At 69.6% G+C, this 23505-nt stretch carries 21 protein-coding genes; 6 read left to right on the top strand and 15 right to left on the bottom strand.

Features of this window, described 5'->3' with window-relative positions; genetic code table 11:
• The 3 genes from A5704_RS21365 to A5704_RS21355 form a co-directional block, all read right to left on the bottom strand.
• Positions 1-953, bottom strand: a 953-nt coding sequence (locus tag A5704_RS21365) for an acyl-CoA dehydrogenase family protein (protein WP_067750793.1), incomplete at its 3' end; no start/stop codon positions are given.
• Positions 950-2143: an acyl-CoA dehydrogenase family protein gene (locus A5704_RS21360; RefSeq protein ID WP_067750799.1), complete on the bottom strand. Its 1194-nt coding sequence runs from the start codon at positions 2141-2143 to the stop codon at positions 950-952. The genes A5704_RS21360 and A5704_RS21365, both read right to left, overlap by 4 nt.
• Before the next feature lie 2 nt (positions 2144-2145).
• Positions 2146-2922, bottom strand: coding sequence for an SDR family oxidoreductase (locus tag A5704_RS21355; RefSeq protein WP_067750805.1), 777 nt, complete (start codon positions 2920-2922; stop codon positions 2146-2148).
• A gap of 90 nt (positions 2923-3012) precedes the next feature.
• Between A5704_RS21355 and A5704_RS21350 the strand changes: the two genes are divergently transcribed.
• Positions 3013-3360, top strand: a complete 348-nt coding sequence (locus tag A5704_RS21350) for a PE-PGRS family protein (RefSeq protein WP_067750810.1) — start codon at positions 3013-3015, stop codon at positions 3358-3360.
• Between the two features lie 9 nt (positions 3361-3369).
• On the opposite strand, the gene A5704_RS21345 is transcribed toward A5704_RS21350, so the two are convergent.
• Together A5704_RS21345 and A5704_RS21340 are read right to left on the bottom strand one after the other, a co-directional pair.
• Positions 3370-6609, bottom strand: coding sequence for a carboxyl transferase domain-containing protein (locus A5704_RS21345; RefSeq protein WP_067890892.1), 3240 nt, complete (start codon positions 6607-6609; stop codon positions 3370-3372).
• Positions 6606-8141: a class I adenylate-forming enzyme family protein gene (locus A5704_RS21340; protein ID WP_197504938.1), complete on the bottom strand. Its 1536-nt coding sequence runs from the start codon at positions 8139-8141 to the stop codon at positions 6606-6608. The genes A5704_RS21345 and A5704_RS21340 overlap by 4 nt, the downstream gene beginning before the upstream one ends.
• Positions 8142-8179: 38 nt before the next feature.
• On the opposite strand from A5704_RS21340, the gene A5704_RS21335 reads away from it, so the two are divergent.
• Positions 8180-9013: an acyl-CoA thioesterase domain-containing protein gene (locus tag A5704_RS21335; protein ID WP_197504939.1), complete on the top strand. Its 834-nt coding sequence runs from the start codon at positions 8180-8182 to the stop codon at positions 9011-9013.
• 5 nt (positions 9014-9018) lie between these two features.
• Here the strand turns inward: A5704_RS21335 and A5704_RS21330 are convergent, their stop codons facing one another.
• The 3 genes from A5704_RS21330 to dapB form a co-directional block, all read right to left on the bottom strand.
• Positions 9019-9420, bottom strand: coding sequence for a flavodoxin family protein (locus A5704_RS21330; protein ID WP_197498962.1), 402 nt, complete (start codon positions 9418-9420; stop codon positions 9019-9021).
• 62 nt (positions 9421-9482) lie between these two features.
• Positions 9483-9887: a hypothetical protein gene (locus tag A5704_RS21325; RefSeq protein ID WP_156669993.1), complete on the bottom strand. Its 405-nt coding sequence runs from the start codon at positions 9885-9887 to the stop codon at positions 9483-9485.
• 58 nt (positions 9888-9945) lie between these two features.
• Complete coding sequence (dapB, locus tag A5704_RS21320) at positions 9946-10683, bottom strand: 4-hydroxy-tetrahydrodipicolinate reductase (protein WP_067750947.1); 738 nt, start codon at positions 10681-10683, stop codon at positions 9946-9948.
• Positions 10684-10787: 104 nt separating this feature from the next.
• Here dapB and A5704_RS21315 point away from each other — a divergent pair, with 104 nt between their 5' ends.
• On the top strand, positions 10788-12134 hold the full coding sequence (locus A5704_RS21315) for an HNH endonuclease signature motif containing protein (protein WP_067890889.1): 1347 nt from the start codon (positions 10788-10790) through the stop codon (positions 12132-12134).
• Between the two features lie 11 nt (positions 12135-12145).
• On the opposite strand, the gene A5704_RS21310 is transcribed toward A5704_RS21315, so the two are convergent.
• Both A5704_RS21310 and A5704_RS21305 read right to left on the bottom strand, forming a co-directional pair.
• Positions 12146-13228 (bottom strand): dihydrodipicolinate reductase, encoded by a 1083-nt coding sequence (locus A5704_RS21310; protein ID WP_067890886.1) that lies wholly within the window; start codon positions 13226-13228, stop codon positions 12146-12148.
• On the bottom strand, positions 13225-14232 hold the full coding sequence (locus A5704_RS21305) for a Rieske 2Fe-2S domain-containing protein (RefSeq protein ID WP_067780274.1): 1008 nt from the start codon (positions 14230-14232) through the stop codon (positions 13225-13227). The genes A5704_RS21310 and A5704_RS21305 overlap by 4 nt, the downstream gene beginning before the upstream one ends.
• A 172-nt stretch (positions 14233-14404) precedes the next feature.
• Here A5704_RS21305 and A5704_RS21300 point away from each other — a divergent pair, with 172 nt between their 5' ends.
• Positions 14405-14980, top strand: coding sequence for a TetR/AcrR family transcriptional regulator (locus A5704_RS21300; RefSeq protein WP_156669994.1), 576 nt, complete (start codon positions 14405-14407; stop codon positions 14978-14980).
• Complete coding sequence (locus A5704_RS21295; RefSeq protein ID WP_067750891.1) at positions 14977-15489, top strand: GNAT family N-acetyltransferase; 513 nt, start codon at positions 14977-14979, stop codon at positions 15487-15489. The genes A5704_RS21300 and A5704_RS21295 overlap by 4 nt, the downstream gene beginning before the upstream one ends.
• Here the strand turns inward: A5704_RS21295 and A5704_RS21290 are convergent.
• Positions 15476-16942, bottom strand: a complete 1467-nt coding sequence (locus A5704_RS21290; RefSeq protein WP_082950491.1) for an NAD(P)/FAD-dependent oxidoreductase — start codon at positions 16940-16942, stop codon at positions 15476-15478. The two genes, A5704_RS21295 and A5704_RS21290, sit on opposite strands and share 14 nt — an antisense overlap.
• The gene (locus A5704_RS21285; protein WP_067890883.1) at positions 16939-17406 is read right to left on the bottom strand and encodes an SRPBCC family protein; all 468 of its coding nucleotides are present in this window, start codon (positions 17404-17406) and stop codon (positions 16939-16941) included. Before A5704_RS21285 ends, A5704_RS21290 begins: the two co-directional genes overlap by 4 nt.
• 97 nt (positions 17407-17503) lie before the next feature.
• On the opposite strand from A5704_RS21285, the gene ald reads away from it, so the two are divergent.
• Positions 17504-18619 (top strand): alanine dehydrogenase, encoded by a 1116-nt coding sequence (ald, locus tag A5704_RS21280; RefSeq protein WP_067780280.1) that lies wholly within the window; start codon positions 17504-17506, stop codon positions 18617-18619.
• Here ald and A5704_RS21275 read toward each other — a convergent pair.
• The 3 genes from A5704_RS21275 to A5704_RS21265 are packed head-to-tail and all read right to left on the bottom strand — an operon-like array spanning position 18616 to position 23302.
• The gene (locus A5704_RS21275; protein WP_067750908.1) at positions 18616-19641 is read right to left on the bottom strand and encodes a nitronate monooxygenase; all 1026 of its coding nucleotides are present in this window, start codon (positions 19639-19641) and stop codon (positions 18616-18618) included. The two genes, ald and A5704_RS21275, sit on opposite strands and share 4 nt — an antisense overlap.
• 60 nt (positions 19642-19701) lie before the next feature.
• A complete protein-coding gene (locus A5704_RS21270; RefSeq protein WP_067750912.1) occupies positions 19702-21057 on the bottom strand; it encodes a pitrilysin family protein in 1356 nt (451 codons plus the stop codon).
• Positions 21035-23302, bottom strand: a complete 2268-nt coding sequence (locus A5704_RS21265) for a polyribonucleotide nucleotidyltransferase (protein WP_197504940.1) — start codon at positions 23300-23302, stop codon at positions 21035-21037. The genes A5704_RS21270 and A5704_RS21265 overlap by 23 nt, the downstream gene beginning before the upstream one ends.
• Positions 23303-23505 lie beyond the last annotated feature (203 nt).

Here is a 23505-nt window from a genome sequence, read left to right as displayed (position 1 = left end):
AGCTGGACGCATTCCTCGGCGGCGTGCACGGCGACGCCGCTGCAATACGCCTGGGCAAGCGCCGCGGCGACGGCGGCGTCTTCGTCGGCGCGGGCACACGTGTCGGCGGCGTGGCGGGCCGCCGCCGTCGCGGCGCTGACCTCGAACCACAGATCGGCGAGCCGGTGCTTGATCGCCTGGTAGGAGCCGATTGCGCGACCAAACTGCTTGCGCTGCTTGGCATAATCCAGCGTGGTTTCGAAACACCACTGGGCGACTCCGAGTTGCTCGGACGCAAGCAGCGCCGCCCCCGTGCGCAGAGCCGCGTCGATCGGCCCGTCCGCAGGGCCGACGCGTGACGACTTTGCCGCCGAAAAGCTGAGGTCGGCAAGGGGTCTCGTCATGTCCAACGCCAACAGGGGCGAAACTTCCACCCCCGCCGCGGTGCGCGAGACGGTGTGCAGCTCGGGCCCATCCGGGCCCGCGACCGGCACCACCAGCACGTCGGCCTCGGCGGCGCCGGCGACGCTCGTGACCGATCCGCTCAGCCCGTCCGCGCCGCCGGGGACGAGTCCGATCGGATCGCCGGGCGCGGTCGACAGCGGCACCGCCAACGCGGCGGTCAGCTCACCCCGCGCCAGCGCCGACACGGTCTCGGTATCGCCGGCGCGCAACAGCGCGACCGTGGCCAGCACCGCGCTGGACAAGAACGGCACCGGCGCGACGGCCCGGCCGATCTCCTCCATCACGACCGCGGCCTCGCGGGCCCCCGCGCCCGCGCCGCCGAGTGACTCCGGGACCAACAGGCCGGCGACGCCCAACTCGGCGGCCAGCGTCCGCCACAGGCCCGAAAAGTCTTGTGGCGTAGGGTCATAGGCGCGTGCGACCGCTTCGGGCGGGCAGCGGTCGGCGAACAGGCGCCGAACGCTGTCGCGCAGGGCGTCCTCGGTTTCGGAGTACAACAGGTCGCTCATCGCGGCAGGTCCTTCCAGGCGACGTCTTTGTCGACGCGGTGCTCACCCGGCAGCCCGAGGATGCGCTCGGAAATGGTGTTGCGCAGGATCTCCGAGGTGCCACCCTCGATCGAGTTGCCGCGGGCGCGCAGGTAGCGGTACCCGGGCTCCCGACCGACCAGGTCGACGACTTCGGTCCTGCGCATGGTCCAGTCGTCGTACTGCAGCCCCGCCTCGGCGTGCAGCTCGATGTCGAACCCCGAAATCGCTTGCGCCAATCTGGCGAAGGCCACCTTCATGCCGGCGCCTTCGGGACCGGGCTGACCGGCTTGGGCCTGCTGCCGCAGGCGCTCGCCGGCCAGCCGCAGGACCTCCGCGTCGACCCACAGCTTCATCAGCTCGTCGTGCATCGCGGGATTGCGCAGCCCGGGCTCGTCCCGCCACGCCTTGGTGACCTTCCCGATGATCCCGCCCTCGCGCGGTGTCCCGGCGCGGGTACCGATCGCGACGCGCTCGTTGTTGAGCGTGGTGGTCGCGACGCGCCAGCCGCCGCCGACCGGGCCGAGCCGGTTGGAGTCGGGCACCCGCACGTCGGTGAGGAACACCTCGTTGAACTCCGCCTCGCCGGTGATCTGCCGCAGCGGCCGCACTTCGACGCCGGGCTGCGTCATGTCGCACAGGAAGTACGTCAGGCCCGCGTGCTTGGGCACCGTCGGGTCGGTGCGGGCGACCAGGATGGCCATCTGCGCGTGCTGCGCCATCGACGTCCACACCTTCTGCCCGTTGACGATCCAGTCTTCACCCTCGCGGACCGCGCGGGTGGCCAACCCGGCCAGATCCGAGCCCGCGCCGGGCTCGCTGAACAATTGGCAATAGACCTGTTCACCGGTGAACAAGGGGCGCAGGAACTTTCGCTTCTGTTCGTCGGTGCCGAACGCCGCGATGGTGGGCGCCGCCATGCCCATGCCGATGAAGTTCTTGACGGTGCCGCCCACCGGCGCGCCCGCGGCGGCCAGTTGCGCGTCGACGAGTTCCTGGGCCTTGCGCGGCAGGTCCAGCCCGCCGAAGCCGCGCGGCAGGTGCACCCAGGCCAGGCCGGCGTCGTACTGCGCGCCAAGGAATTCCCGCGGGTCGGTGGTGGCCGGGTCGTGCTCGTCGAGCAGCGCCTGCACCCGCGCCTTGAGATCCACCGCCAGGTCTTCGGTGGTCATGGCTAGCCCTGCGGCCGAGTTTGAAAGCCTTGTGCGGCGCCGAGTAGCAGCCCGCCGTCGATCACCATGGTCTCGCCGGTGATCCAGCTCGCGGCGTCCGAGACCAGGAAGGCCACGGCGCCTGCCACGTCGACGGGCTCGCCGATGCGTCCGAGCGCTATCGAGGATGCCAGCGGATCCTCGTGGTCCTTCCACAACGCCTCGGCCAACCGGGTGCGCACCACCCCGGGGGCAATGGCGTTGACGCGGATTCGGGGCGAAAGTTCCAGCGCCAGTTGCTTGGTGACGTGGATCAGTGCGGCCTTGGTGGCGTTGTACAAGCCCATGGCGGGCGATTGGTGCAGGCCGCCGATGGAGGCAGTGTTGACGATCGCGCCGCCGTGCTCACCCATCCAGGCCTTGACGACCAGCGAGGTCCACAGCAGCGGGGCCCAGAGGTTCACGTCGAAGATCTTGGTGAATCGGGCGTGGTCCTGGTCGATCAGCGGCCCGTACGCCGGGTTGGTGCCCGCGTTGTTGATCAGAATGTCGACGCCGCCGAAACGCTCGCAGGTCAGGTCGACGCAGCGCCGGGCGGCGTCCTCGTCGACGGCGTGCGCGCCGACCCCCAGGGCGTTGCCGTCCACCTGTGCGGCCGCCTCGTCGGCCGCCTCCTGCTTGCGGGCGGTTAGCACCACGTTGGCTCCGGCCCCGGCGAGCTGCTGGGCGATCGCGAGCCCGATCCCGCGCGAGGCGCCGGTGATGATCGCGGTCCGGCCGGTCAGGTCCTGTGAGGTCATCGTGGTGCGCCTTCCGTCGCGCGAAAGCCAACGGTTTCCCGTTCGCTACATGGATGTTTTACACGTGTGGGTCGGTGGTATGCGACCCGCATGTTCTCGAAATTAACCCTTACGAAAAGACTGGTGATGGGCGGGGCTGCGGCCGCCGCGATCGCCGTTGCGCCGATCGCCATGACCGATTCCCCCGCTTCGGCACCCGCACCGTCCGCGGCGCCCTCCCACGTGGTCATCAAGGATGACCCGGGCGGCGGCGGTTGCGACGGCAACGGCAACTGTGGCTCCGGCGGACAGAACCAGGGCCCCGGCGGCGGTCCCGGCGGTCAGGGCTGCGTCCCGGGCGTCGGCTGCGGCTCGGGCGGCCAGAACGCGGGGCCCGGCGGCATTCCGGGCGGGCAGGGTTGCCTGCCCGGCGTCGGCTGCGGCGGCGGCCACGCCTGATCGGTTCGGTCACCGCGATCTCCGCGGCTCCCGGAGCCTCACAATCCAGGCCCGGGAGTCCGCGGGGTCGATGACGTCGTCGAGTTCGAACGTGGTGGCCGCCCGCAGCGCCTTGCCGTGGTCGTAGGCCGCGGCGACCAGCTTGTCGAATAGTTCCTGACGCTTGGCGGGGTCGCCCTCGGCGGCCAGCTCCTTGCTGAACCCGAGGCGCACAGCGCCCTCCAGTCCCATCCCGCCGATCTCGCCGGTCGGCCAGGCGACGGTGAATTGGGGCGCCCGGAAGGACCCCCCGGCCATCGCCATCGCGCCCAGCCCGTATCCCTTGCGCAGGATGATCATCCCGACCGGCACGGTCAGCCGCGCGCCGAGGATGAACATCCGCCCGAATCGCCGGACCGCCGCGTCCTTCTCCGCGTCGGGCCCGACCATGAAGCCCGGGGTGTCGCACAGCGAAATCAGCGGCAGCCGAAACGATTCGCACAGCGCAAGGAAGTCGCCGGCCTTGTCGGCGGCCTCGGCATCGATGGCGCCGCCGAGGTGATGCGTGCTGTTCGCGATCAGCCCGTACGCCGCGCCCTCGACGCGGACCAGCGCGGTGACTATGCCGACGCCGTAGTCGGGCCGCAGCTCCAGCACCGAGCCGGTATCGACGATCGCCTCGATCGCCCGATGAACGTCATAGGCGCGTAGCCGGTTCTGCGGCACCACATGCCGAGACAGCCGCGGGTCCGGAGCCGCCCAATCGTCCACGCCGCCCTGGAAATACGACAGATACTGCTTGGCCAGCGACACCGCGTGCGCCTCGTCGCGGGCGACCAGGCTGACGACGCCGTTGCGGCGCTGGACACCGATCGGGCCGATCGCCTCCGGCGGATATACACCGAGACCGCCGCCCTCGATCATGGCGGGCCCGCCCATCCCGATGTTGGCGTCCGGGGTCGCGATGATCACGTCGCAGACCCCGGCCAGCGCGGCGTTCCCGGCGAAGCACCTGCCCGACACGATCGAGATCAACGGCACCCGACCGCTCAGCCCGGCCAGCATCCGGAAGGTCGGCACGTCCAGCCCGGCGGCGCCACCCACGTCGGTGTCCCCCGGGCGGCCGCCGCCGCCCTCCGCGAAGAGCACCACCGGCAAGCGTTTTCGGACGGCCAGGTCGAACGCGCGGTCGGTCTTGGCGTGGTTGCGCATGCCTTGCGTGCCGGCCAGCACGGTGTAGTCGTAGGACACTACGACCGCCTCGGCGACCGCCCGCCCGAAGCGGGCGGCGCCGATCGTGGCCAGCCCGGCGACCAGGCCGTCGGCCGGCGTGTTGGCGATCAGGTCTTCTTCGGAGCGGCGGCTGCGCTGTGCGGCGATGGCCAGCGCGCCGTATTCGATGAAGCTGCCGGGGTCGATCAGGTCGGCGATGTTCTCCCGCGCGGTACGACGGCCCTGCTTGTGCCGCTTGGCAACCGCGGCCTCGCGGCCCTCGTCGAGAGTGAACAGATGCCGTCGGCGCACCTCGTCGAGGTCGGCTCGCGGCCGATCGAGATCCGTTGCGTCGGCGGCGGAGTCGCCGCCGGCGCCGTCGCCGGTGCGGGTGAAGACCAGCAACGGGTCGCCGGTTCCGACCACCTGCCCGGGCGTTACCAGAACGCGGACGGTTCGCAGCGCGTCGGGGGCGGTGAGCACGTGCTGCATCTTCATCGATTCGAGGACGACGAGCTGACTGCCCGCACCGAAGTCGGCGCACTCGGGCGCCACCTCGATCACGGTGCCCGCCAGCTGCGCGCGCAGCACGTCCTCACCGGGATACAGCTCGACCGGCACGACGGGATCCGCGTGCCGGTGCGTCGCCGCGGCCGCGGCGAGCTCGGGCAGCTTCTCGTCGAGGAAACCCGTGCTCACCCAACCGGATTCGATTTGCGGTTGGGACAGCAGCTCGCGCAGGAAGTCGATGTTGGTACGGACGCCCTCGATGCCGAACTCCGCCAGGGCGGTGCGGGCCTTGCGCAGCGCCGCCTGCGGCGACGACCCGTGTACGTGAGCGACGACCTTCGCCAGCAGTGAGTCGTAGTGCGGGCTGACGACCAGTCCGGCCCGGCCGTAGGTGTCGACGCGGATTCCGGGGCCGCTCGGCGGCGAGAACACGGTGAGGGTGCCGGCCGCGGGCACAACCGACAAGTCCGGGGCGAAGGTCTCCATGTTCACCCTCGCCTGAATGGCGATGCCACGGTGCGCGGCGGGCTCGCCCATGACTTCGTTGCCGTCGGAGGCGATGCCGGCAGGGAGCCCGAGCTGGTAGAAGGAGGCGCCCCCGGCGATCGCCAGCTGGACGGCCACCAGGTCGAACCCGGTCGTTTCCTCGGTGACGGTGTGCTCGACCTGAATCCTCGGGTTGACCTCGAGGAACACGAACTCCTCACCGGCCACCAGGAATTCGACCGTGGCCAGCCCGCGCAGCCCGACCCGCGCGCACAACCGGACCGCCGCCCGGTGCAGGTCATGCCGCAGCGCCTCGGAAAGCCCTTGGGCGGGTGCGATTTCGACGAGTTTCTGATAACGCCGCTGGATGCTGCAGTCACGGTCGCCGAGCGCGAGCGCGCGCGTCTGGTGTCCCGCGGGCGCAGCGACCACCTGCACCTCGATGTGCCGCGCGCCGTCGAGGCGCGCCTCGGCGAACAGCGCCGGATCTCCGAAGCCCAGTTGCGCCTCCGCGGCGCATTGTTGGTACGCGGCGGCGATCTCCTCGGCGCTGCGCACCGTGCGCATCCCCCGGCCACCCCCTCCGGCGAGCGCCTTGATCATGACGGCGCCGCCCTGCGCGGCGAAGAACGCCTCGATGTCCGCGATGCTGCTCGGTCCGTCCGTGGCGGGCAACACCGGCACCCCGGCCGCGACGGCGGCGCCGCGGGCGGCGGACTTGTTGCCCACGAGTTCGAGCACGTCGGCGTCCGGTCCGACGAAGGTGTGCCCGGCGCCGGCGCAGGCCCGGGCGAATTCTGCGTTCTCGCTGAGGAATCCGTAGCCCGGGTGGATGAGCTCGGCGCCGCAGCTTTTCGCCGCGGCCAGCACGGCGGGCTGGTCCAGGTAGGCGCGTGGCCCCGCGCCGGGCAGGCCGATCGCTTCGTCGGCCGCGTGCACGTGCGGGCTCTCGGCGTCGTCCTCGGCGTAAACCGCGACCGATCGCATCGCTAATTCTGTTGCGGTGCGGACGATTCGGAGCGCGATTTCGCCGCGGTTGGCGACCAGCACCGTCCCGCTCATCGCAGCGGATCCCCCCACCGAACCTGCTCGCGGAGCTTGCCCTTGAGCAGTTTGCCGCCGGCGTTGCGCGGCAGCGCGCTGTCGACCACGGTGACGTACTGGGGCACTTTGAAATCGGCGAGCTGCTCGCGGCAGTGGTCGAGCACCGCCGGCACGTCGATCTCGTCCGAACCGCCGAACAACACCGCGCCCACCTTCTCGCCCATGACGTCGTCGGGAACCGCCAGCACGCACGCGTCCGCGACGTGAGGCGCGGCCAGCAGCACGGCCTCCACCTCGACGCTCGAGACGTTTTCACCCCCGCGGTTGATGATGTCCTTGAGCCGGTCGACGATGTGCACCCGGCCCGCCTCGTCGACGCGCACGACGTCGCCGGTGTGCAGCCAGCCGTCCGCGATGGTTGCCGCGGTCGCCTCCGGCCGGTTCCAGTACCCGGCGGTGATGTTCGCGCCGCGCACCACCAGCTCGCCGACGCCTTCCTCGTCGCCGCCGAACGAAATCAGGCCGAGGTCGACGGACGGGACCGCGTACCCGACCGAGTCGGCGTGATCGACGGCGTCCCGGCTCGGCAGCACGGTCATCAGCGACGCCGACTCGGTCATGCCGTAGCCGTTGAACACCGTGGCTCGCGGAAAGGCGTCCTGCACCGAACGCACCAGCGACGGGGCGATCGGGGCGCCCCCGTAACCCACCCAGCGGACGCCGGAGACGTCGGCGTCGGTGAACCCGTTGTGCCGCAACATCAGTGCGTAGACGGCCGGGACGGTGACCATGACCGAGATGCGCTCGGCGGCCAGCGAGGCGATCAACTCGTCCAGGTTGAGGACGGGCATGATCACCGAGGCCCCGCCCAGGCGGGTGGCGGCCAGCAGTTGTGAGTTGCAGCCCGTCACGTGGAAGAGCGGCACCGAGATGAGTGTGCGCATCGCTTCGCCCAGGTCGCGCGGCTGGTCCAGGCACCGGATCGCGTTCTCGGTGTTGGTCAGGAAGGCCTCGTGGGTCGTCGGCACCCCCTTGGGATGGCCGGTGGTGCCCGACGTGTAGAACAGCGCGGCCACGTCGGCGCGGCCCAGTCGCTCCGTCACATACGGCTGGCCGTCGGGCAGCGGGTTGCCCGCCGCCAGGTCCAGCGTCGCCCCCGAGTCGGTGAGGACGAATTCGACTTCCGGTTGCGCCGAGCGCGTATTGACAGCCACCGCAACACCACCGGCCATCACGATGCCCCAGAACGCCAGCACCCAGTCGATGCCGGCGGGGTACCGCACCGCGACGCGATCACCGGCCCGCAGCCCGCCCCCGCGCAGCCCCCCGGCGACCCGGGCCGCGCGGTCCCACAACTGGCGGTAGGTCAATCGGCCGGCGCCAAGCTCAACCACCGCCTCACTGTCCGGGCGCTGCTCGACCTGTTCGGCGAGCATGTCCACCAGGCTGGCGGGCAGATCGTCGTAGTGTGGGACGCCGTCGGCGTCGCGGGTCACGCCTGTCGTCGGAAACGGGTTGTGGGCGCGCGGGATTTCGATCACTGGAGGCATTCCCGGTCCTTACTATCCGGTGTCCTATCGTGATGGCCGTGACGGTCGACGATTCCGCCATCATGCCCGAGGCGTTCTTCACTGTCGACGGCGACTCCTACGTGCCGGGCCCGCTGACCCGGGGACCGTGGGGCGCCGCGATGGGTGGCCAGAACGTCGGTGGTCTGTTGGGTTGGGGCATAGAGCAATCCGGTATCGAGGCCGACTTCCAGCCGGCCCGTCTCACGGTCGACCTGCTCCGCCCGGCGTTGCTCGAGCCGGTGCAGATCCGGACCTCGGTGCAGCGGGAAGGCCGGCGGATCAAGCTCGTCGACGGCGCGCTGGTGCAGAACGGCAATACCGTCGCGAGGGCCAGCGCGCTGTTCCTGCGCCGAGGCGAACATCCCGACGGCGCGGTGTGGTCGGCTCCCCTGGCCATGCCGCCGCTTCCGGCCGATTCCGGAGATTTCCCGGCCGACATGCCGTTTCTTATCTGGGGCTACGGGGCCACCGCCGCGGGCAGTCCGGGCATCGCGGCCGGCGAGTGGGAACAGTCCCACTCCCAGAAGTTCGCGTGGACCAGGATCTTTCGCCCGATGGTGCAGGGCTATCCCCTGACCCCCTTCACCCGACTGGCCTTCGTCGGTGACATCACGAGTTCGCTGACCCATTGGGGCACAGGCGGCTTGCGCTACATCAACGCCGACTACACCGTCACCGCCAGCCGTCTGCCCGACGGTGAATTCCTGGGGCTGGCGGCGCAAAGCCATTACGGCGCAGCAGGGGTGGCCACCGGCGCCGCCACCCTCTTCGACCGGCACGGGCCGATCGGCACCAGCTCGGCGCTGGCCCTGGCCCAACCGGCCGAGGCGTTCAACCCGACCCACACCTAGACGGCTCATTCCATCAGCTGGGCGGCCACCGTCGCGCCGAGTTCCCAGCAGGCCTGCAGGTCGCCCTTGTCCGGCTTGCCCGAAACCACCACGGTCTCTGCGGCTTTGGCCCAGCCCAGCCCGGTGGTGATCGACATGACGCCGCGCTCGGCGCCTTCGGTGCCCTCGTTGCCGTGCAGGTACAGGCCGAACGGGCGCCCGCGCGTCGAGTCGAGCAGCTGATAGTAGGCGCAGTCGAACGCGTGCTTGAGCGCACCGCTCATGTAGCCCAGGTTGGCGGGGCTGCCCAGCACATATCCGTCGGCCGCCAGCATCTCGGCGGGCGACACGGTCAGCGCCGGTCGCCGCACGACCTCGACGCCCTCGATCTCGGGGTCGGTGGCCCCTGAGACCACGGCCTCGAACATCTCGTGGCAGTGCGGGGACGGTGTGTGGTGAACGATCAGCAGCGTCTTGCTCACTGGCTTACTCACTGGCGGCCCTGCAGTTCGAGCGCCGTCTTCATGGCTTCCCGCGCGCGGCGGCGGTCCCCGGCGTAGTCGTAGGCGCGGGCCAGCCGGTACCAGCGCCGCCAGTCGTCGGGGTGGTCTTCGACCTCCGTGCGTACGGAGGCGAACAGGGCGTCGGCGGCGTCACGCTCGATGCGGCCCGACGCCCGCCGTGGCAGCGCGCTGGTGTCGAGCTCCATGCCGTCGGCCGCAATGAGATTGGCCAGCTTCTGGTGGGCGAACCCGAACCGCAGCGTCGCCACCATGGCCCACAGCCCGATCAGGGGCATGATCAACACCGCCAGGCCCAGCCCCACGGCGGCGGCCCGGCCCGAGGCGATCATTGCGACGGCCATTCGCCCCAGCATCACGAAGTACACCAGCATCGCGACGCACAGGAACGCGATGAGCAACTGGGTGCGCAGGGCGGCGTTCACGGCGGGCTCACCGCAGGTCGAGCAGGGGCTCGAGCCCCACGGTGAGGCCCGGGTGTTCCCTGACGCGGCGGACGGCCAACAGCACGCCCGGCACGAACGAGGTGCGGTCCAGGCTGTCGTGGCGGATGGTGAGCGTCTCCCCCTCGGTGCCGAACAGGATCTCCTGGTGGGCGACCAATCCGGCCAGCCGCACCGAGTGCACCGGGATGCCGTCGACGTCGGCTCCGCGGGCGCCGGGCAGGCCGGTGCTGGTGGCATCGGGGTTGGGCGGCAGTCCTTTTCGCGCTTCGGCGATCAGCTTCGCGGTGCGGGCGGCGGTGCCCGACGGGGCATCGGCCTTGTGCGGGTGGTGCAGCTCGATCACCTCCACCGAATCGAAGAAGCGCGCCGCCTGCTTGGCGAAATGCATTGACAGCACGGCGCCGATCGCGAAGTTGGGCGCGATGAGGACGCTCGTGTTCGGACTCTTGGCCAGCCAGCTTTCGACCTGCTCCAGCCGCTCGGCGGTGAATCCGGTGGTGCCGACGACGGCGTGAATTCCGTTGGCGATCAGGAACTCCAGATTGCCGATCACCACGTCGGGGTGGGTGAAGTCGATGACGACCTCGGTGCCGGAGTCGGTGAACGTGCTGAGCGGATCTCCGGCGTCGACCTCCGCGGACAGGGTGAGATCCTCGGCGGCCTGCACTCCCCGCACCATCGCCGACCCGACCTTGCCCTTAGCCCCCAAGACGCCTACCCGCATGAGCTTCACCCTAGACCGGGCCGATTCATCCACAGTCGGGTGTTTATCCACAACCGGCGCGTTCGCGGTGGCGCGGGCCGGATTGGGCGCCCTATTGTTCGAACATGAGTTCGATCGACGTGCCGCAGGAGGTGGCCGCGGCGCTCGACGCGCTGGACGCGGCCGGCGCGTCGGTGCGCGCGCTCAACTTGCGGGCGCTGAGCCCCGCCGTCCGGCTGCGGGTGCTGGAGCGGATGGAGACCGCGCGCCGCCAGCAGGTTGCGACGAGTCACGACCTGATCGCGGGCCTGGCGCCAGAGGATGCCGGGGACCTGGGTGGGCCGGTCCACAAGGTCATCGGCGACTGGCTGCGGATCAGCTACAGCGAGGCATGCCGGCGGATTCGAGACGCCAGGCAGCTCACGCCGCGCCTGACCCTCACCGGCCAGCCATTGCCGCCGGAGTTGCCCGCCACCGCCGAGGCCTGGCGCGGCGGAGCGCTCGACGCGCAGCACCTGCGCGTGATCCAGACCTTCTTTCGCGACCTGCCCGACGCCGTACCCGCCGTGACGGTCGACGCCGCCGAGCGATTCCTGGCCCGCCAGGCGGTGCAGTTGCGGCCCGACCAGCTGGAAAAGGTCGCGCACCGGTGCGCGCTGCGGATCAATCCCGACGGGAACTTCTCCGACATCGACCGCGCCCGGCAGCGCGGCTTCACCTGGGCCGGGCAGCGGTCCGACGGGATGAGCATCGGGAAGCTGGTCGCTTCCCCGGAATTGCGGGCCAACCTCGACGCCTGGCTCGCGCGCTTCGCCGCCCCCGGCATGTGCAATCCAGACGACGAAAAGCCTTGTCTCGACGGAGAACCCAACGACGAGTCCGCGAGCGGCGACACGCGCAGCCACGCGCAGCGTCAGCATGACGCGATCAACGCCCTGGTACGCGGTCAGCTGGGCAACCCGCAACTGGGTGCGCACAACGGTTTACCTGTCACGGTCATCGTCTCCACCACGCTGCAGGAGCTGACGTCCGGCACCGGGCGCGCGGTGACGGGCGGTGGAACGGTGCTGCCGATGCGCGACGTGATCCGGATGGCGCGCCACGCCTACCACTATCTGGCCGTGTTCGACGAACACTCGCGCCGCCCGCTGTATCTCGGCCGGTCGCGGCGAATCGCCACGCCGGATCAGCGCATCGTCCTGTACGCGAAGGACCGCGGCTGCACGCATCCCGGCTGCGACGCGCCGGGTTATTGGTGCGAGGTGCACCATCTCGACGAGTGGGCCGCAGGCGGGCTGACCGACGCCGACACACTCACCTTCGCCTGCACGCCGCATCACAGGCTGATCGAAAAGGGTTGGCGGACAAGGAAGCTGCCCGACGGCCGGACCGAGTGGCTACCGCCGCCGGAGCAAGACCGCGGGCAGCGCACGAACGACTACCACCACCCCGAACGCGCCGAAGACCCTTGACCCCCGCGCGCTCACCTCTTGAACCGCCCCGCGAACCCGCGCAGCGGCAGGTCGGCGCTGGTGATGAGCCCCGGCGGGGCCGCCACGACCGATTTGATGGCCGCCAGCGCGGGCATCCCGGTGACGGTCATGCCGATGGAGGCAAAGTTGTCCGGGTTCGAAAGATCCACGCCGGGCTTGGGGAAGATCATGTGCTTGTTGTAGATGCACGGGTCGCCCTGGATCTGAGTGATGTAACAGCCCTTGATGTTCCAGCTCGGATCGGTGTGCGGCGTCATCTGCCACTCGAGGTGCGTCTCCACCCGGGGCACCCCGTCCACCATGCCCTGGTACTTGATGTAGTTGCCGCCCAGCGAGCCCTTGGGCAGCGTGTACCAGCCCAGGTCCACGTCCTTGATGCAGGCGCCCAGCTCGTAGCTGAACTTCACCTCGTCCAGCGGCAGGTCGAAGCAGTCGGCCATCATCAGCACGCTGTCTGCGAAGACCCGGGTGTACTTCTCCAGCTTCGACGGGATCTCCGGATCGTCGACCGGCTGGCCGTAGCCCACCTCGATCCAGGTGTCCTTGGAGTGGTGGCATGACACGTCGACGGATTCGATCGTGGTGACGTTCTCGATATCGGCGACGTCGGCCGAACACACCACGCCGAGTATCTGGTTGAGGCCCGGGTTCATTCCCGTCCCGTAGAACGTCGCCCCGCCCTTTTCGCAGGCCTCGGCCAGCAGTTGGCTCACCGGCTTGCCCGACGGGTGCGGGTGGTTCTTGTCACGGTGCCAGCCGGTGATCCAGTCGGCGGTGGTGACGATGTCGATGCCCGCCTCGAGCACATTCACATACAGGTCCTCGTCGGGGAACACGCCGTGAAACGTCAGCACGTCCGGCTTGGCGGCGATGATCTCGTCGATGGAGCCGGTGAACTTCACCCCGTTGGGCGCCGCGCCGGCGAACTCGCCCGTGTCCTTGCCGACCTTCTCCGGCGAATAGCAATGCACGCCAACGAGTTCGAGGCCGGGATAGGTGGCGATTCGCTTGATCATCTCCGAACCGACGTTTCCGCTTCCCACCTGGAAGACGCGAATCGGTGAGCTACTCATTGCGTGGAGCCTTCCTGTAGTGCGAATGCCTCGGGATAGAACTGCTTGGCCCACGCGCGGATTGCGGTGAAGCCCTCGTACTCGTCGGTGGCCAGCGCAGGCGGGTCGGAGTAGCGCTGGTGCCGCCAGATCTCGATGTCCTGCTCGAACTGCCGGATCACCTCGCGGCCGAACTCGGCCGCCTTGCGCTCGGCCCGTTCCGGGTCCTTGCCGGGGGTGCGGCCGATGTAGACCATGAACCGGACGTCGGAGGTGCACTCGTCGACCGGGGTGACCGCGGAGATGGTGCGGTTGTCGATCATCCCCCAGCTCTTGGTGACCGCGATGCCCAGGCCGCCGTTGATGGCCTCGACACCGCTGTTGACGTCCTCGATCTTCTGCCCGTCGTCACCCTCGAACGTGATGGTGAAGTCGACGAAGGAGACCGGCTCGTCGAAGTCGTGGCGGGTGAACACCGGCACGATGGGCGTGTTGTGCACGAACTTGAAATGCGCGAAGTCGACGCCGTTTTCCAGCACATACTGCGGGTGCAGCTCCAGGCCCGGCCGGTACAACCGCTGCTGGGGGTAGTAGTCGTCGGCGCTGCTGTCGTCGTGGAACGCGCCGAACACGTCGGGGGCGTCGAAGTACGGCTCGCGGCGCTCGACGTCGTGCCAGATGTAGACCGACGAGTTACGTTCCACCACGGGATAGGTGCGGATGCGCCTGCCGCGGTTGGGCCGATCCTGGTAGGGGATGCAGACGTTGCGGCCCTCCCGGCTCCACTGCCACCCGTGGAACGGGCACTGCAAGATCTCGCCGACGACCGTGCCGCCGTACCCCAAATGCGCGCCGAGGTGTTCGCAGTAGGCGTTCATCACGGTGAGCTGCCCGGACTCGGCCCGCCAGGCGACCATTTCCTGGCCGAAGTACTTCATCTTGTGCACGTCGCCGACACCGATCTCGTCGGACCAGGCGACCTGGAACCAGCCGGTTGGTTCCATCGACAACGGCGGCTTAGCCATGCGGGATCCCTCCTTGAAACGAATGATAGGCCGGGCCGCAGACAAATCAAAGTACCCTCTATGAAAATTCCGCCGTTGTGCGCGATAGGCTCTGCAAATGACTCGGCAGGTCAGCGGGGCGGGAACCGCGAACCGGCGCCCGAACCGGCGGGGCAACGCCACGCGCGAGAGCATGCTCGAGGCCGCGCTGAAGTCGTTGGCCTCCGGTGACCCGGGCTCGGTGTCGGCCAATCGGATCGCCAAGGAGATCGGCGCCACCTGGGGTGCCGTGCAATACCAGTTCGGCGACACGGACGGGTTCTGGGCCGCGGTGCTGCACCGCACCGCCGAGCGGCGCGCCGCGACCTTCTCGACTCTGTCGACGCCGATTTCAACCGACGCGCCCCTGCGCGAGCGGGTCGGCGCCATCATCGACACCCTGTACAACGGGCTGGCGTCGGCGGACTCGCGCGCGATCGAGAACCTGCGGGCGGCCCTCCCCCGTGACCCCGGCGAGCTCGAGCGGTTGTTCCCGCGCACCGCCGCCGAGCTGTTCTCCTGGGGCAAGAGCTGGCTGGAAACCTGCCAGAACGCGTTCGCCGGCCTGGACGTCGACCCGGATCGGGTGCGCGAGGTCGCCGCCCTGATCCCCGGCGCGATGCGCGGGCTGGTCTCCGAGCGCCAGCTCGGCTCGTACGCCGACCTGGACATGGCGCGCCGCGGCCTGACCAATGCGCTGGCGGCCTACCTGGAGCAGTCCAGGCCGTGACCGCCGGCGGCGTCACGATCCGCCGAGCCGGACCGAGTGACTTCGCCCCGGTCGCCGAGATGCACTATCCGGTCTGGCGGCAATCCTGGGCCGGCATACTGCCCGACTCCACGCTCGACGTGCTCGGATCGCCCCGGCGCTGGGCCATCCTCGCCTATCCGCGCATCCTGCAACGCCGCAACTGGAGCATGTGGGTCGCCGAATCCGGTTCGGCGACAATCGGTATGACCATCTTCGGCCCCGATCCCGCGAACCCCGAACAGGTGGAACTGGACTCCCTGTACATCGCGGCGGAATCCCAGGGCCACGGTGTCGGCACCCGCTTGCTCGCCACGGCGCTGCGCGAAAGCCGCTCGGGCGACCTCGTCCTGTGGTGCGCCGAGCGCAACACGCAGGGGCGAAAGTTCTACGAAAGCAACGGCTTTCACGCCGACGGACGCACCCTGGACTGGGAGCCGCTGCCCGGGGTCAAGGTCGCCCATCTAGGCTATCGGCTCAGCCGGCGGTGACGTGTCGTCGCAAGTCGTACTCGCCGAGATCGGTGCTGGCCAGCATGGCGCGATGCTCCCCGGGCGTGAAGGGCCACACCTCGGGCACCCCGTCCTTGTTGAGATACCAGCTGTCGCAACCGGTGGTCCACACCGTGTCCGGCATCGCGGCACGCAGCCTGGCGTTGAAGCTCTCGGTCGCCGGCCAGGTGGGCTCCACCGTGTCGAATTCGCCACGGCGCCAACGCTGAATCCACCGCAGTATGTGGTCGGCCTGCGATTCGGCGACGGTGGTCAGCGCGAGGTTGCCGACCGGGCTGTGCGGCCCGAGCATCATGAAGAAGTTGGGGAAGCCCGGCAGCGCCACCGTCCGGTAGGCCCGCGGACCGTCGCGCCACACGTCGTCGACGGCGATACCGTCGCGGCCGGTCACCTGCATCGGCCGGAAGAACGCGTGGGTGTCGAACCCGGTGGCCAGCACGATGACGTCCGCCTCGTGCAGGACACCGTCTTCGGTCACGATGCCGCGCCGTTCCACGTGGTCGATCGAGGAGGTGACCAGTTCGACGTCGTCGCGCTGCATCGCGCGGTAGAAGCCGTTGGACATGACCAGCCGTTTGCACATCGGCGTGTAGTCCGGGGTCAGGGCCCTGCGCAGCTCGGGGTCGCGGACCTCGCGCAGGCTGGCGCGGCACAGCGCCCCCATGATCTTTCGGCGCAGTCCCGGCTTGGTGAGCCCGGCGGCGAAGGTGTCGTAGCCGAAGCTGTAGCACCGGTAGGCCAGCCGGTCTAGCCAGCCGAACCGGTTGTGGGTGATGCTGGTGAGCCGGCTGTAGCGGGGGTTGGGAAGGCGAAGCACCCACTGCGCGGTGCGCTGGAAGAGCATGACGCGGTCCGCGACACCGGCCAGGCCGCAGACCAGCTGAACCCCGGTCGAGCCGTTGCCCACGATCGCGATCCGGCGGCCGCGCACGTCGACGGCGTGATCCCAGCGCGCGGAGTGAAAGGCGCGCCCGCCGAAGTCGTCCAGGCCGGGGATCGACGGCAGGCGCGGGTGATGCAGTACACCGGTGGCGCAGATCAAGAAGTCGACGGTCGACTCCTCGCCGGCGGCCGCGCGCAACCGCCACCGGCCGTCCTCGAAGCGGGCGTGGGAGATTTCGGTGCCGAACCGGATGCGATCGCGCAGTCCGAACCGGTCGGCGACATCGCGGAGGTAGGCCTGGATCTCGCCGCCGGGCGAGAACAGGTGCGACCAGTTCGGGTTCTGGGCGAACGTGTACTGGTAGACCCGCGACGGGATGTCGCAGACCAGGCCGGGGTAGGTGTTCTCCCGCCAGGTGCCACCGACCTCGTCGGCCTTCTCGTAGATCGTGACATCGGTTATGCCGCTGCGCAGCAACGCGATTGCGACGCACAGCCCCGACATACCCGCTCCGACAACGGCTACGGAGGGCTCGCGTCGCGGGGTCACGGCTCTTCCGACTCGGCGCGCTGCTTGAGGCGCTGCAGGGTGAGCCGGATGTGTTCGGCGTTGGCGGCCACGCGATCTGGAACACCGGTGGCCTTACCCGCGATCGTGCGGAACCAGCCGGGTCTGCGGTCCCAGGTGCTCTCGGTGACCCGGCAACCACCGTCGGCCGCCTCGATGTCGTACTGCCAGCGCGCGATCGGCAGCATGGAGTGCCGCACGTCGAACGCGAACAGCCGGCCCGGTTCCGCGTCGGTGACCGTGCACTTGGTGCTCCAGCGCCGTTTGGCGCTCGCGTTGTGCCCGGTGAACACCGCCCCGGGGCGCGCCGCGTTCCCCTTGCGCCATTCCATCGCCTCGGCTTCCTCGGCGAACGAGGCCAGGGTGGGCAGGTCGGTGATGAGCCGGTACACGACGTCCGGGCGGGCGTTGACCTGCACGGTTTCCGTCACGCAGGGGTCAGTCATGCGCCGATCATAGCCACGGTGCGGACCGCTCCACGTCGATTGCGGCGCATCCGAACTTTCTCCACACTTGAGGGCGAACCAAAGCAAGGGGTAATTCATGCGAGTCGGCGTACCGACCGAGACCAAGGCCAACGAATTCCGGGTGGCGATCACGCCCGCCGGCGTCGCCGAACTGAGCCGCCGCGGCCACGAGGTGCTCGTCCAGGCGGGCGCCGGGGAGGGATCGTCGATCCCCGACGAGGAGTTCAAGGCCGCGGGCGCCCAGTTGGCCGGCTCGGCCGAACAGGTGTGGGCCGAAGCCGATCTGCTGCTCAAGGTGAAGGAACCGATCGCGTCCGAATACGGGCTGCTGCGCGCGCGGCAGGTGCTGTTCACCTACCTGCACCTGGCCGCCTCCCGCGACTGCACCGAGGCGCTATTGTCTTCCGGCACAACATCGATCGCCTATGAGACCGTGCAGACCTCCGATGGCGCCCTCCCGCTGCTGGCTCCGATGAGTGAGGTCGCCGGCCGACTCTCGGCGCAGGCCGGCGCCTACCATCTGATGCGCTCCCACGGCGGGCGCGGGGTGCTGATGGGCGGGGTCCCGGGCGTCAAACCCGCGGACGTGGTGGTGATCGGCGCCGGTACGGCCGGCTACAACGCCGCCCGGGTCGCCAACGGCATGGGCGCGAGCGTGACGGTGCTCGACGTCAACATCGGCAAGCTCCGGCTCCTGGACGCGGAGTTCGGCGGACAGGTCCGCACGCGCTACTCGTCCGCCTACGAGCTGGAGGGCACCGTCACGCGCGCGGACCTGTTGATCGGGGCGGTCCTGCTACCCGGCGGCAAGGCGCCCAAGCTGATCTCGAATTCACTTGTGGCGCAGATGAAACCGGGTGCCGTGCTGGTCGACATCTCGATCGATCAGGGCGGCTGCTTCGCCGATTCCCGGCCGACCACCCACGATGACCCGACGTTCGCCGTGCACGAAACCCAGTTCTACTGCGTGGCGAACATGCCCAGCGCGGTACCCAAGACGTCAACCGTGGCGCTGACCAACGCGACGATGCCGTACGTGCTGGCGCTGGCCGACCGCGGCTGGCAGGCGGCTTGCCGGTCGGATCCCGCTCTGGGTAAAGGCCTTTCGACGCACGGCGGGGCGCTGTTGTCCGAGCGGGTGGCCGCCGACCTCGGTCTGCCGTTCACCGATCCGGCGAGCCTGCTGGCCTAGTCGGACTCCACCAGGCTGGCGATGATGTCGGCCGCCGGCCCGGGCTGGGCCTCCTTGAACGACGTTCCGGCCCACAGCGGTATACCGTTCGGGTCCTCCATGGCGGCCGCGGCCTCCCGGATCGGGGAGGTCATCTGGTTCACCTCCGGGTAGCCCAGCGGCGCCACGTTGTCGAGCAGGCGGGTGAAGTTGTTCTCCAGGCCCCGCGCGTAGCGGCCCGAGAAGGCGCGGGTGACCACCGTCGTGCCGAAAACCGGGTTTTTCAGAGCGGTGCGGTGCGCGGTGCTGGTGCCCGCCTCGTCGCTGAGCAGCAGCGCGGTGCCCACCTGCACGGCCACCGCGCCGCGGTGCAGCACCGCGGCGACGTCCCGGGCGTTGCCCAGGCCGCCCGCCGCGATGATCGGGACGTCATGGGCGTGGCGGATGCGGTCGATCAGGTGGTGCAGCGATTCGTTGCCGGGCTCCATGTCGGGCGCGAAGGTGCCCCGGTGCCCGCCCGCGTCCGGGCCCTGGACGATCAGGCTGTCCGCACCGGCGGCGACGGCCACGCCGGCCTCGTACGGCGAGGTCACCGTGACCATCACCAGCAGGCCGAGCGCCCCGAGCCGCCGGATGACGTCGGGCGGCGGCACCCCGAAGGTGAAGGACACCAGCTCGGGCCGCACGTCGGCCACCACCTCGAGCTTGCGCTCCCAGTCGTCGTCGTCGCCGTAGTGCGGGTGGCCGACCTCGACTTGGTAGTAGTCGGCGATCTCCTCGAGTTCTTCGGCGTAGTAGTCCAGCGCCATCCAGTCGGCGACGCTTGGTTGGGGCACGAACAGGTTGACGCCCAGCGGACCGGTGGTCGCCGCGCGCGCGGCGGCGATGTCCTCGGCGAACCGGTCCGCGCTGCGGTGACCACCGGGGACGAACCCGAGCCCACCCGCGTTGGACACCGCCGCGGCCAGCTCGGGCGTGCCCGGTCCGCCGGCCATCGGCGCGCCCACGATGGGCACCATGATGTCCCAAAAGCCCAGTACCACGGGGCTAATTCGCTGACGGCGAGCGCCGGCACGGCGCGAGTGAGGAGGCGAACATGCGGGTTAAGATACCATCGCCCGAAGTTGTTGGGGCAGTGACCGTTTGGAGGCATACGGGCCCAGGACCGCGGCGCCGTACGGCTGGCTCAGCAGCCGGTGGGCCACCGCGTTGACCTCCTCGACGGTCACTTGGTCGATCTGCCGCAGGGTGTGCTCGATGCTGCGGTGCTCGCCGTAGTTCAGTTCGTTGCGGCCCAGCCGGCTCATCCGGGAACTGGAATCCTCCAGACCGAGGACGAGCCCGCCCCGCAGCGACCCCTTGGCGATGCGGCACTCCGCTTCGGTGATGCCGTCGCGGGCCACCGACTCGAGGACCTCGTTGGTCACCTGCATCACCTCGGCGAACCGCTCGGGCTGGCAGGCGGCGTAGACGGAAAGCGCGCCGCTGTCGGCGAAGATGTCGACCGTGGAATAGACCGAATAAGCCAGCCCCCGCAACTCCCGAACCTCTTGGAACAGGCGGGAACTCAGGCCGCCGCCCAGCGCGCTGTGCAGCACGGACAGCGCCCAGCGGTGCCGCCAGCCACGCCCGGGGGTGCGCACGCCCAGCGACACGTGCGTCTGCTCGGCGTCCCGGTTGCCCAGCATCAGGCCGGGCCGTCCGGTCACCCGCCCGGCGCCCTTGCGCGGGGCTATCGGCCGGCGCCCGCGGACCAGGTGCGGCCCGAAGTGCTCGCGCACCAGCGCGACCACCTCGTCGTGGTCGACGTTGCCGGCCACCGCGACCACCATGCGCTCCGGCGTGTAGCGCCGGACGTGAAAGGAGTGCAGCTGGGCCCGGGTCATCGACGACACGGAGCGCGCGGTGCCGATCACCGGCCGGCCCACCGGATGGTCACCGAACATCGCGCCCAGGAACATGTCGCCCAGCGCGTCCTCGGGGTCGTCGTCGCGCATGGCGATCTCCTCGAGCACCACGTCACGTTCCAGCTCGACGTCCTCGGCGGCGCAGCGACCGTTGAGCACCACGTCGGCGACCAGGTCGACCGCCAGTTCCAGGTCGCTGTCCAGCACGTGCGCGTAGTAGCAGGTGTGCTCCTTGGCGGTGAACGCGTTCAGCTCCCCGCCGACGGCGTCCATCGCCTGCGCGATGTCCACGGCGCTGCGGGTGGGCGTCGATTTGAACAGCAGGTGCTCGAGGAAGTGCGCCGCTCCCGCCACGGTGGCACCCTCGTCCCGCGATCCCACGCCGACCCAGACCCCGACGGAGGCCGAACGCACCGCCGGGAGGTACTCGGTGACGACGCGCAGACCACCCGGAAGCGTGCTGCGGCGCAGCGCGGTCGAGGGTTCGACCTCTAAGGTGTGCTTGCCGCGGCGCAGGGCCGCGGCGCGGTCAGCTGCTCGCGGTCGCGGCATCGGCAGGTGCGGCCGCCGGGGCGTCGGCCGGGGCCGAGCTGTCTTCCTCCACCAGGACCAGAGAGATCTTGCCGCGCTTGTCGATGTCGGCGATCTCGACCCGCAACTTGTCTCCGACGTTCACGACGTCCTCGACCTTCGCGATGCGCTTGCCCTTGCCGAGCTTGGAGATGTGCACCAGCCCGTCGCGCCCGGGAAGCAGCGACACGAAGGCACCGAAATCGGTTGTCTTGACGACGGTTCCGAGGAACCGCTCGCCGACGGTCGGCAGCTGCGGGTTGGCGATCGCGTTGATCCGGTCGATCGCGGCCTGCGCCGAGGGCCCGTCGGTGGCGCCCACGAACACGGTGCCGTCGTCCTCGATGGAGATCTGCGCGCCGGTCTCCTCGGTGATGGCGTTGATGACCTTGCCCTTGGGCCCGATCACCTCACCGATCTTGTCCACCGGGACCTTGATCGTGGTGACCCGCGGCGCGTAGGGGCTCATCTCGTCGGGCCCGTCGATCGCCTCGGCCATCACCTCGAGAATCGTCAGGCGCGCGTCCTTGGCCTGCGCCAGAGCGCCCGCGAGCACCTGCGACGGGATGCCGTCGAGCTTGGTGTCCAGCTGCAGCGCGGTGACGTAGTCCTTGGTGCCGGCGCACTTGAAGTCCATGTCGCCGAACGCGTCCTCGGCGCCCAGGATGTCGGTCAGGGTGACGAAGCGGCGCTCGGTCTTGCCGTCCACCTCGACGTCGTCGGAGACCAGGCCCATGGCGATGCCGGCGACCGGCGCCTTGAGCGGCACGCCGGCGTTGAGCAACGCCAGTGTGGAGGCGCACACGGATCCCATCGACGTCGAGCCGTTGGACCCCAGCGCTTCGGACACCTGCCGGATGGCGTACGGGAATTCCTCGACGCTCGGTAGCACCGGGATCAGGGCCCGCTCGGCCAGGGCGCCGTGCCCGATCTCGCGCCGCTTGGGCGAACCGACACGGCCGGTCTCACCGGTGGAGAACGGCGGGAAGTTGTAGTGGTGCATGTAGCGCTTCGAGGTCTCCGGCCCCAGCGAGTCGATCTGCTGGGCCATCTTCACCATGTCCAGCGTGGTCACGCCCAGGATCTGCGTCTCGCCGCGCTCGAACAACGCGCTGCCGTGCGCCCGCGGCACCACGGCGACCTCGGCCGACAGCGCGCGGATGTCGGTGATGCCGCGGCCGTCGATGCGGAAGTGGTCGGTCAGGATGCGCTGGCGGACCAGCTTCTTGGTCAGCGAGCGGAACGCCGCGCTGACCTCCTTCTCCCGGCCCTCATAGGTCTCGGCGAGGCGCTGCTGCACCTCGGCCTTGATCTCGTCGGTGCGCTGATCGCGCTCGGCCTTGCCGCCGATGGTCAGCGCCTTGGCCAGCTCGTCGGTGGCCACCGAGGCCACCGAGTAGTAGACGTCGTCGCCGTAGTCGGGGAACACGGGGTACTCGCCGGTGGGCTTGGCGGCCGCTTGGGCCAGCTCCTCTTGCGCGGTGCACAGCGCCGCGATGAACGGCTTGGCCGCCTCCAGGCCTTCGGCCACCACGGTCTCGGTCGGCGCCTGCGCGCCGCCCTCGACGAGCTCGATGACCTTCTCGGTGGCCTCCGCCTCGACCATCATGATCGCCACGTCTTTAGCGTCACCGTCGCCGACGATGCGGCCGGCGACCACCATGTCGAACACGGCCCGCTCGAGCTGCTCGACGGTCGGGAAGGCGACCCAGGTGCCGTCGATGAGCGCCACCCGCACGCCCCCGACGGGGCCGGAGAACGGCAGCCCGGCCAGCTGGGTGGACGCCGACGCGGCGTTGATCGCCACGACGTCGTAGAGGTCGTTGGGGTCCAGGCTCAGGATCGTGACCACGACCTGGATCTCGTTGCGCAGCCCGGAGACGAAGGACGGGCGCAGCGGCCGGTCGATGAGCCGGCAGGTCAGGATCGCGTCGGTCGAGGGCCGGCCCTCGCGACGGAAGAACGAACCGGGGATGCGGCCGGCGGCATACATCCGCTCCTCGACGTCCACGGTCAGCGGGAAGAAGTCGAAGTGCTCCTTGGGGCTCTTGCTGGCGGTGGTCGCCGACAACAGCATGTTCTCGTCGTCGAGGTAGGCGACGACGGCGCCGGCGGCCTGCTGGGCGAGCCGGCCGGTCTCGAAACGGATGGTGCGGGTGCCGAAGCTCCCGTTGTCGATAACGGCGGTTGACTCGAACACGCCTTCTTCAATTTCAGCGACAGACATGGGTGTCCGTACGGCCTCTCTGGGTATTCAGCTTTTTCGCGTCGTCACGCTTGAACCCGAGAGCTTCCTACGAGAGGAAAAAGTCTGGATGCGGCTACGGCCATCGATCGAAGCGGCCGACCTGCCCCAGATCCGGGGAGCCCGGCTGCCACTACCGAAGACCGCCCGATACAGACTGGGCTGCTCCCGTCATGACACGCTGG

Source organism: Mycobacterium sp. E735, from assembly GCF_001666955.1.
GTDB lineage: Bacteria > Actinomycetota > Actinomycetes > Mycobacteriales > Mycobacteriaceae > Mycobacterium.
The sequence above is the reverse complement of the archived record's forward strand: the minus strand, read 5'-3'. Positions and strand labels throughout refer to the sequence as shown.

What these genes read in the sequence shown, in the direction of transcription:
- A5704_RS21360 (WP_067750799.1), bottom strand. Translation starts at nt 2,143, where the DNA reads ATGACCACCGAAGACCTGGCGGTGGATCTCAAGGCGCGGGTGCAGGCG.
- A5704_RS21355 (WP_067750805.1), bottom strand. Translation starts at nt 2,922, where the DNA reads ATGACCTCACAGGACCTGACCGGCCGGACCGCGATCATCACCGGCGCC.
- A5704_RS21350 (WP_067750810.1), top strand. Translation starts at nt 3,013, where the DNA reads ATGTTCTCGAAATTAACCCTTACGAAAAGACTGGTGATGGGCGGGGCT.
- A5704_RS21345 (WP_067890892.1), bottom strand. Translation starts at nt 6,609, where the DNA reads ATGAGCGGGACGGTGCTGGTCGCCAACCGCGGCGAAATCGCGCTCCGA.
- A5704_RS21340 (WP_197504938.1), bottom strand. Translation starts at nt 8,141, where the DNA reads ATGCCTCCAGTGATCGAAATCCCGCGCGCCCACAACCCGTTTCCGACG.
- A5704_RS21330 (WP_197498962.1), bottom strand. Translation starts at nt 9,420, where the DNA reads ATGTTCGAGGCCGTGGTCTCAGGGGCCACCGACCCCGAGATCGAGGGC.
- A5704_RS21325 (WP_156669993.1), bottom strand. Translation starts at nt 9,887, where the DNA reads ATGCTGGTGTACTTCGTGATGCTGGGGCGAATGGCCGTCGCAATGATC.
- dapB (WP_067750947.1), bottom strand. Translation starts at nt 10,683, where the DNA reads ATGCGGGTAGGCGTCTTGGGGGCTAAGGGCAAGGTCGGGTCGGCGATG.
- A5704_RS21315 (WP_067890889.1), top strand. Translation starts at nt 10,788, where the DNA reads ATGAGTTCGATCGACGTGCCGCAGGAGGTGGCCGCGGCGCTCGACGCG.
- A5704_RS21310 (WP_067890886.1), bottom strand. Translation starts at nt 13,228, where the DNA reads ATGAGTAGCTCACCGATTCGCGTCTTCCAGGTGGGAAGCGGAAACGTC.
- A5704_RS21305 (WP_067780274.1), bottom strand. Translation starts at nt 14,232, where the DNA reads ATGGCTAAGCCGCCGTTGTCGATGGAACCAACCGGCTGGTTCCAGGTC.
- A5704_RS21300 (WP_156669994.1), top strand. Translation starts at nt 14,405, where the DNA reads ATGCTCGAGGCCGCGCTGAAGTCGTTGGCCTCCGGTGACCCGGGCTCG.
- A5704_RS21285 (WP_067890883.1), bottom strand. Translation starts at nt 17,406, where the DNA reads ATGACTGACCCCTGCGTGACGGAAACCGTGCAGGTCAACGCCCGCCCG.
- ald (WP_067780280.1), top strand. Translation starts at nt 17,504, where the DNA reads ATGCGAGTCGGCGTACCGACCGAGACCAAGGCCAACGAATTCCGGGTG.
- A5704_RS21270 (WP_067750912.1), bottom strand. Translation starts at nt 21,057, where the DNA reads ATGCCGCGACCGCGAGCAGCTGACCGCGCCGCGGCCCTGCGCCGCGGC.
- A5704_RS21265 (WP_197504940.1), bottom strand. Translation starts at nt 23,302, where the DNA reads ATGTCTGTCGCTGAAATTGAAGAAGGCGTGTTCGAGTCAACCGCCGTT.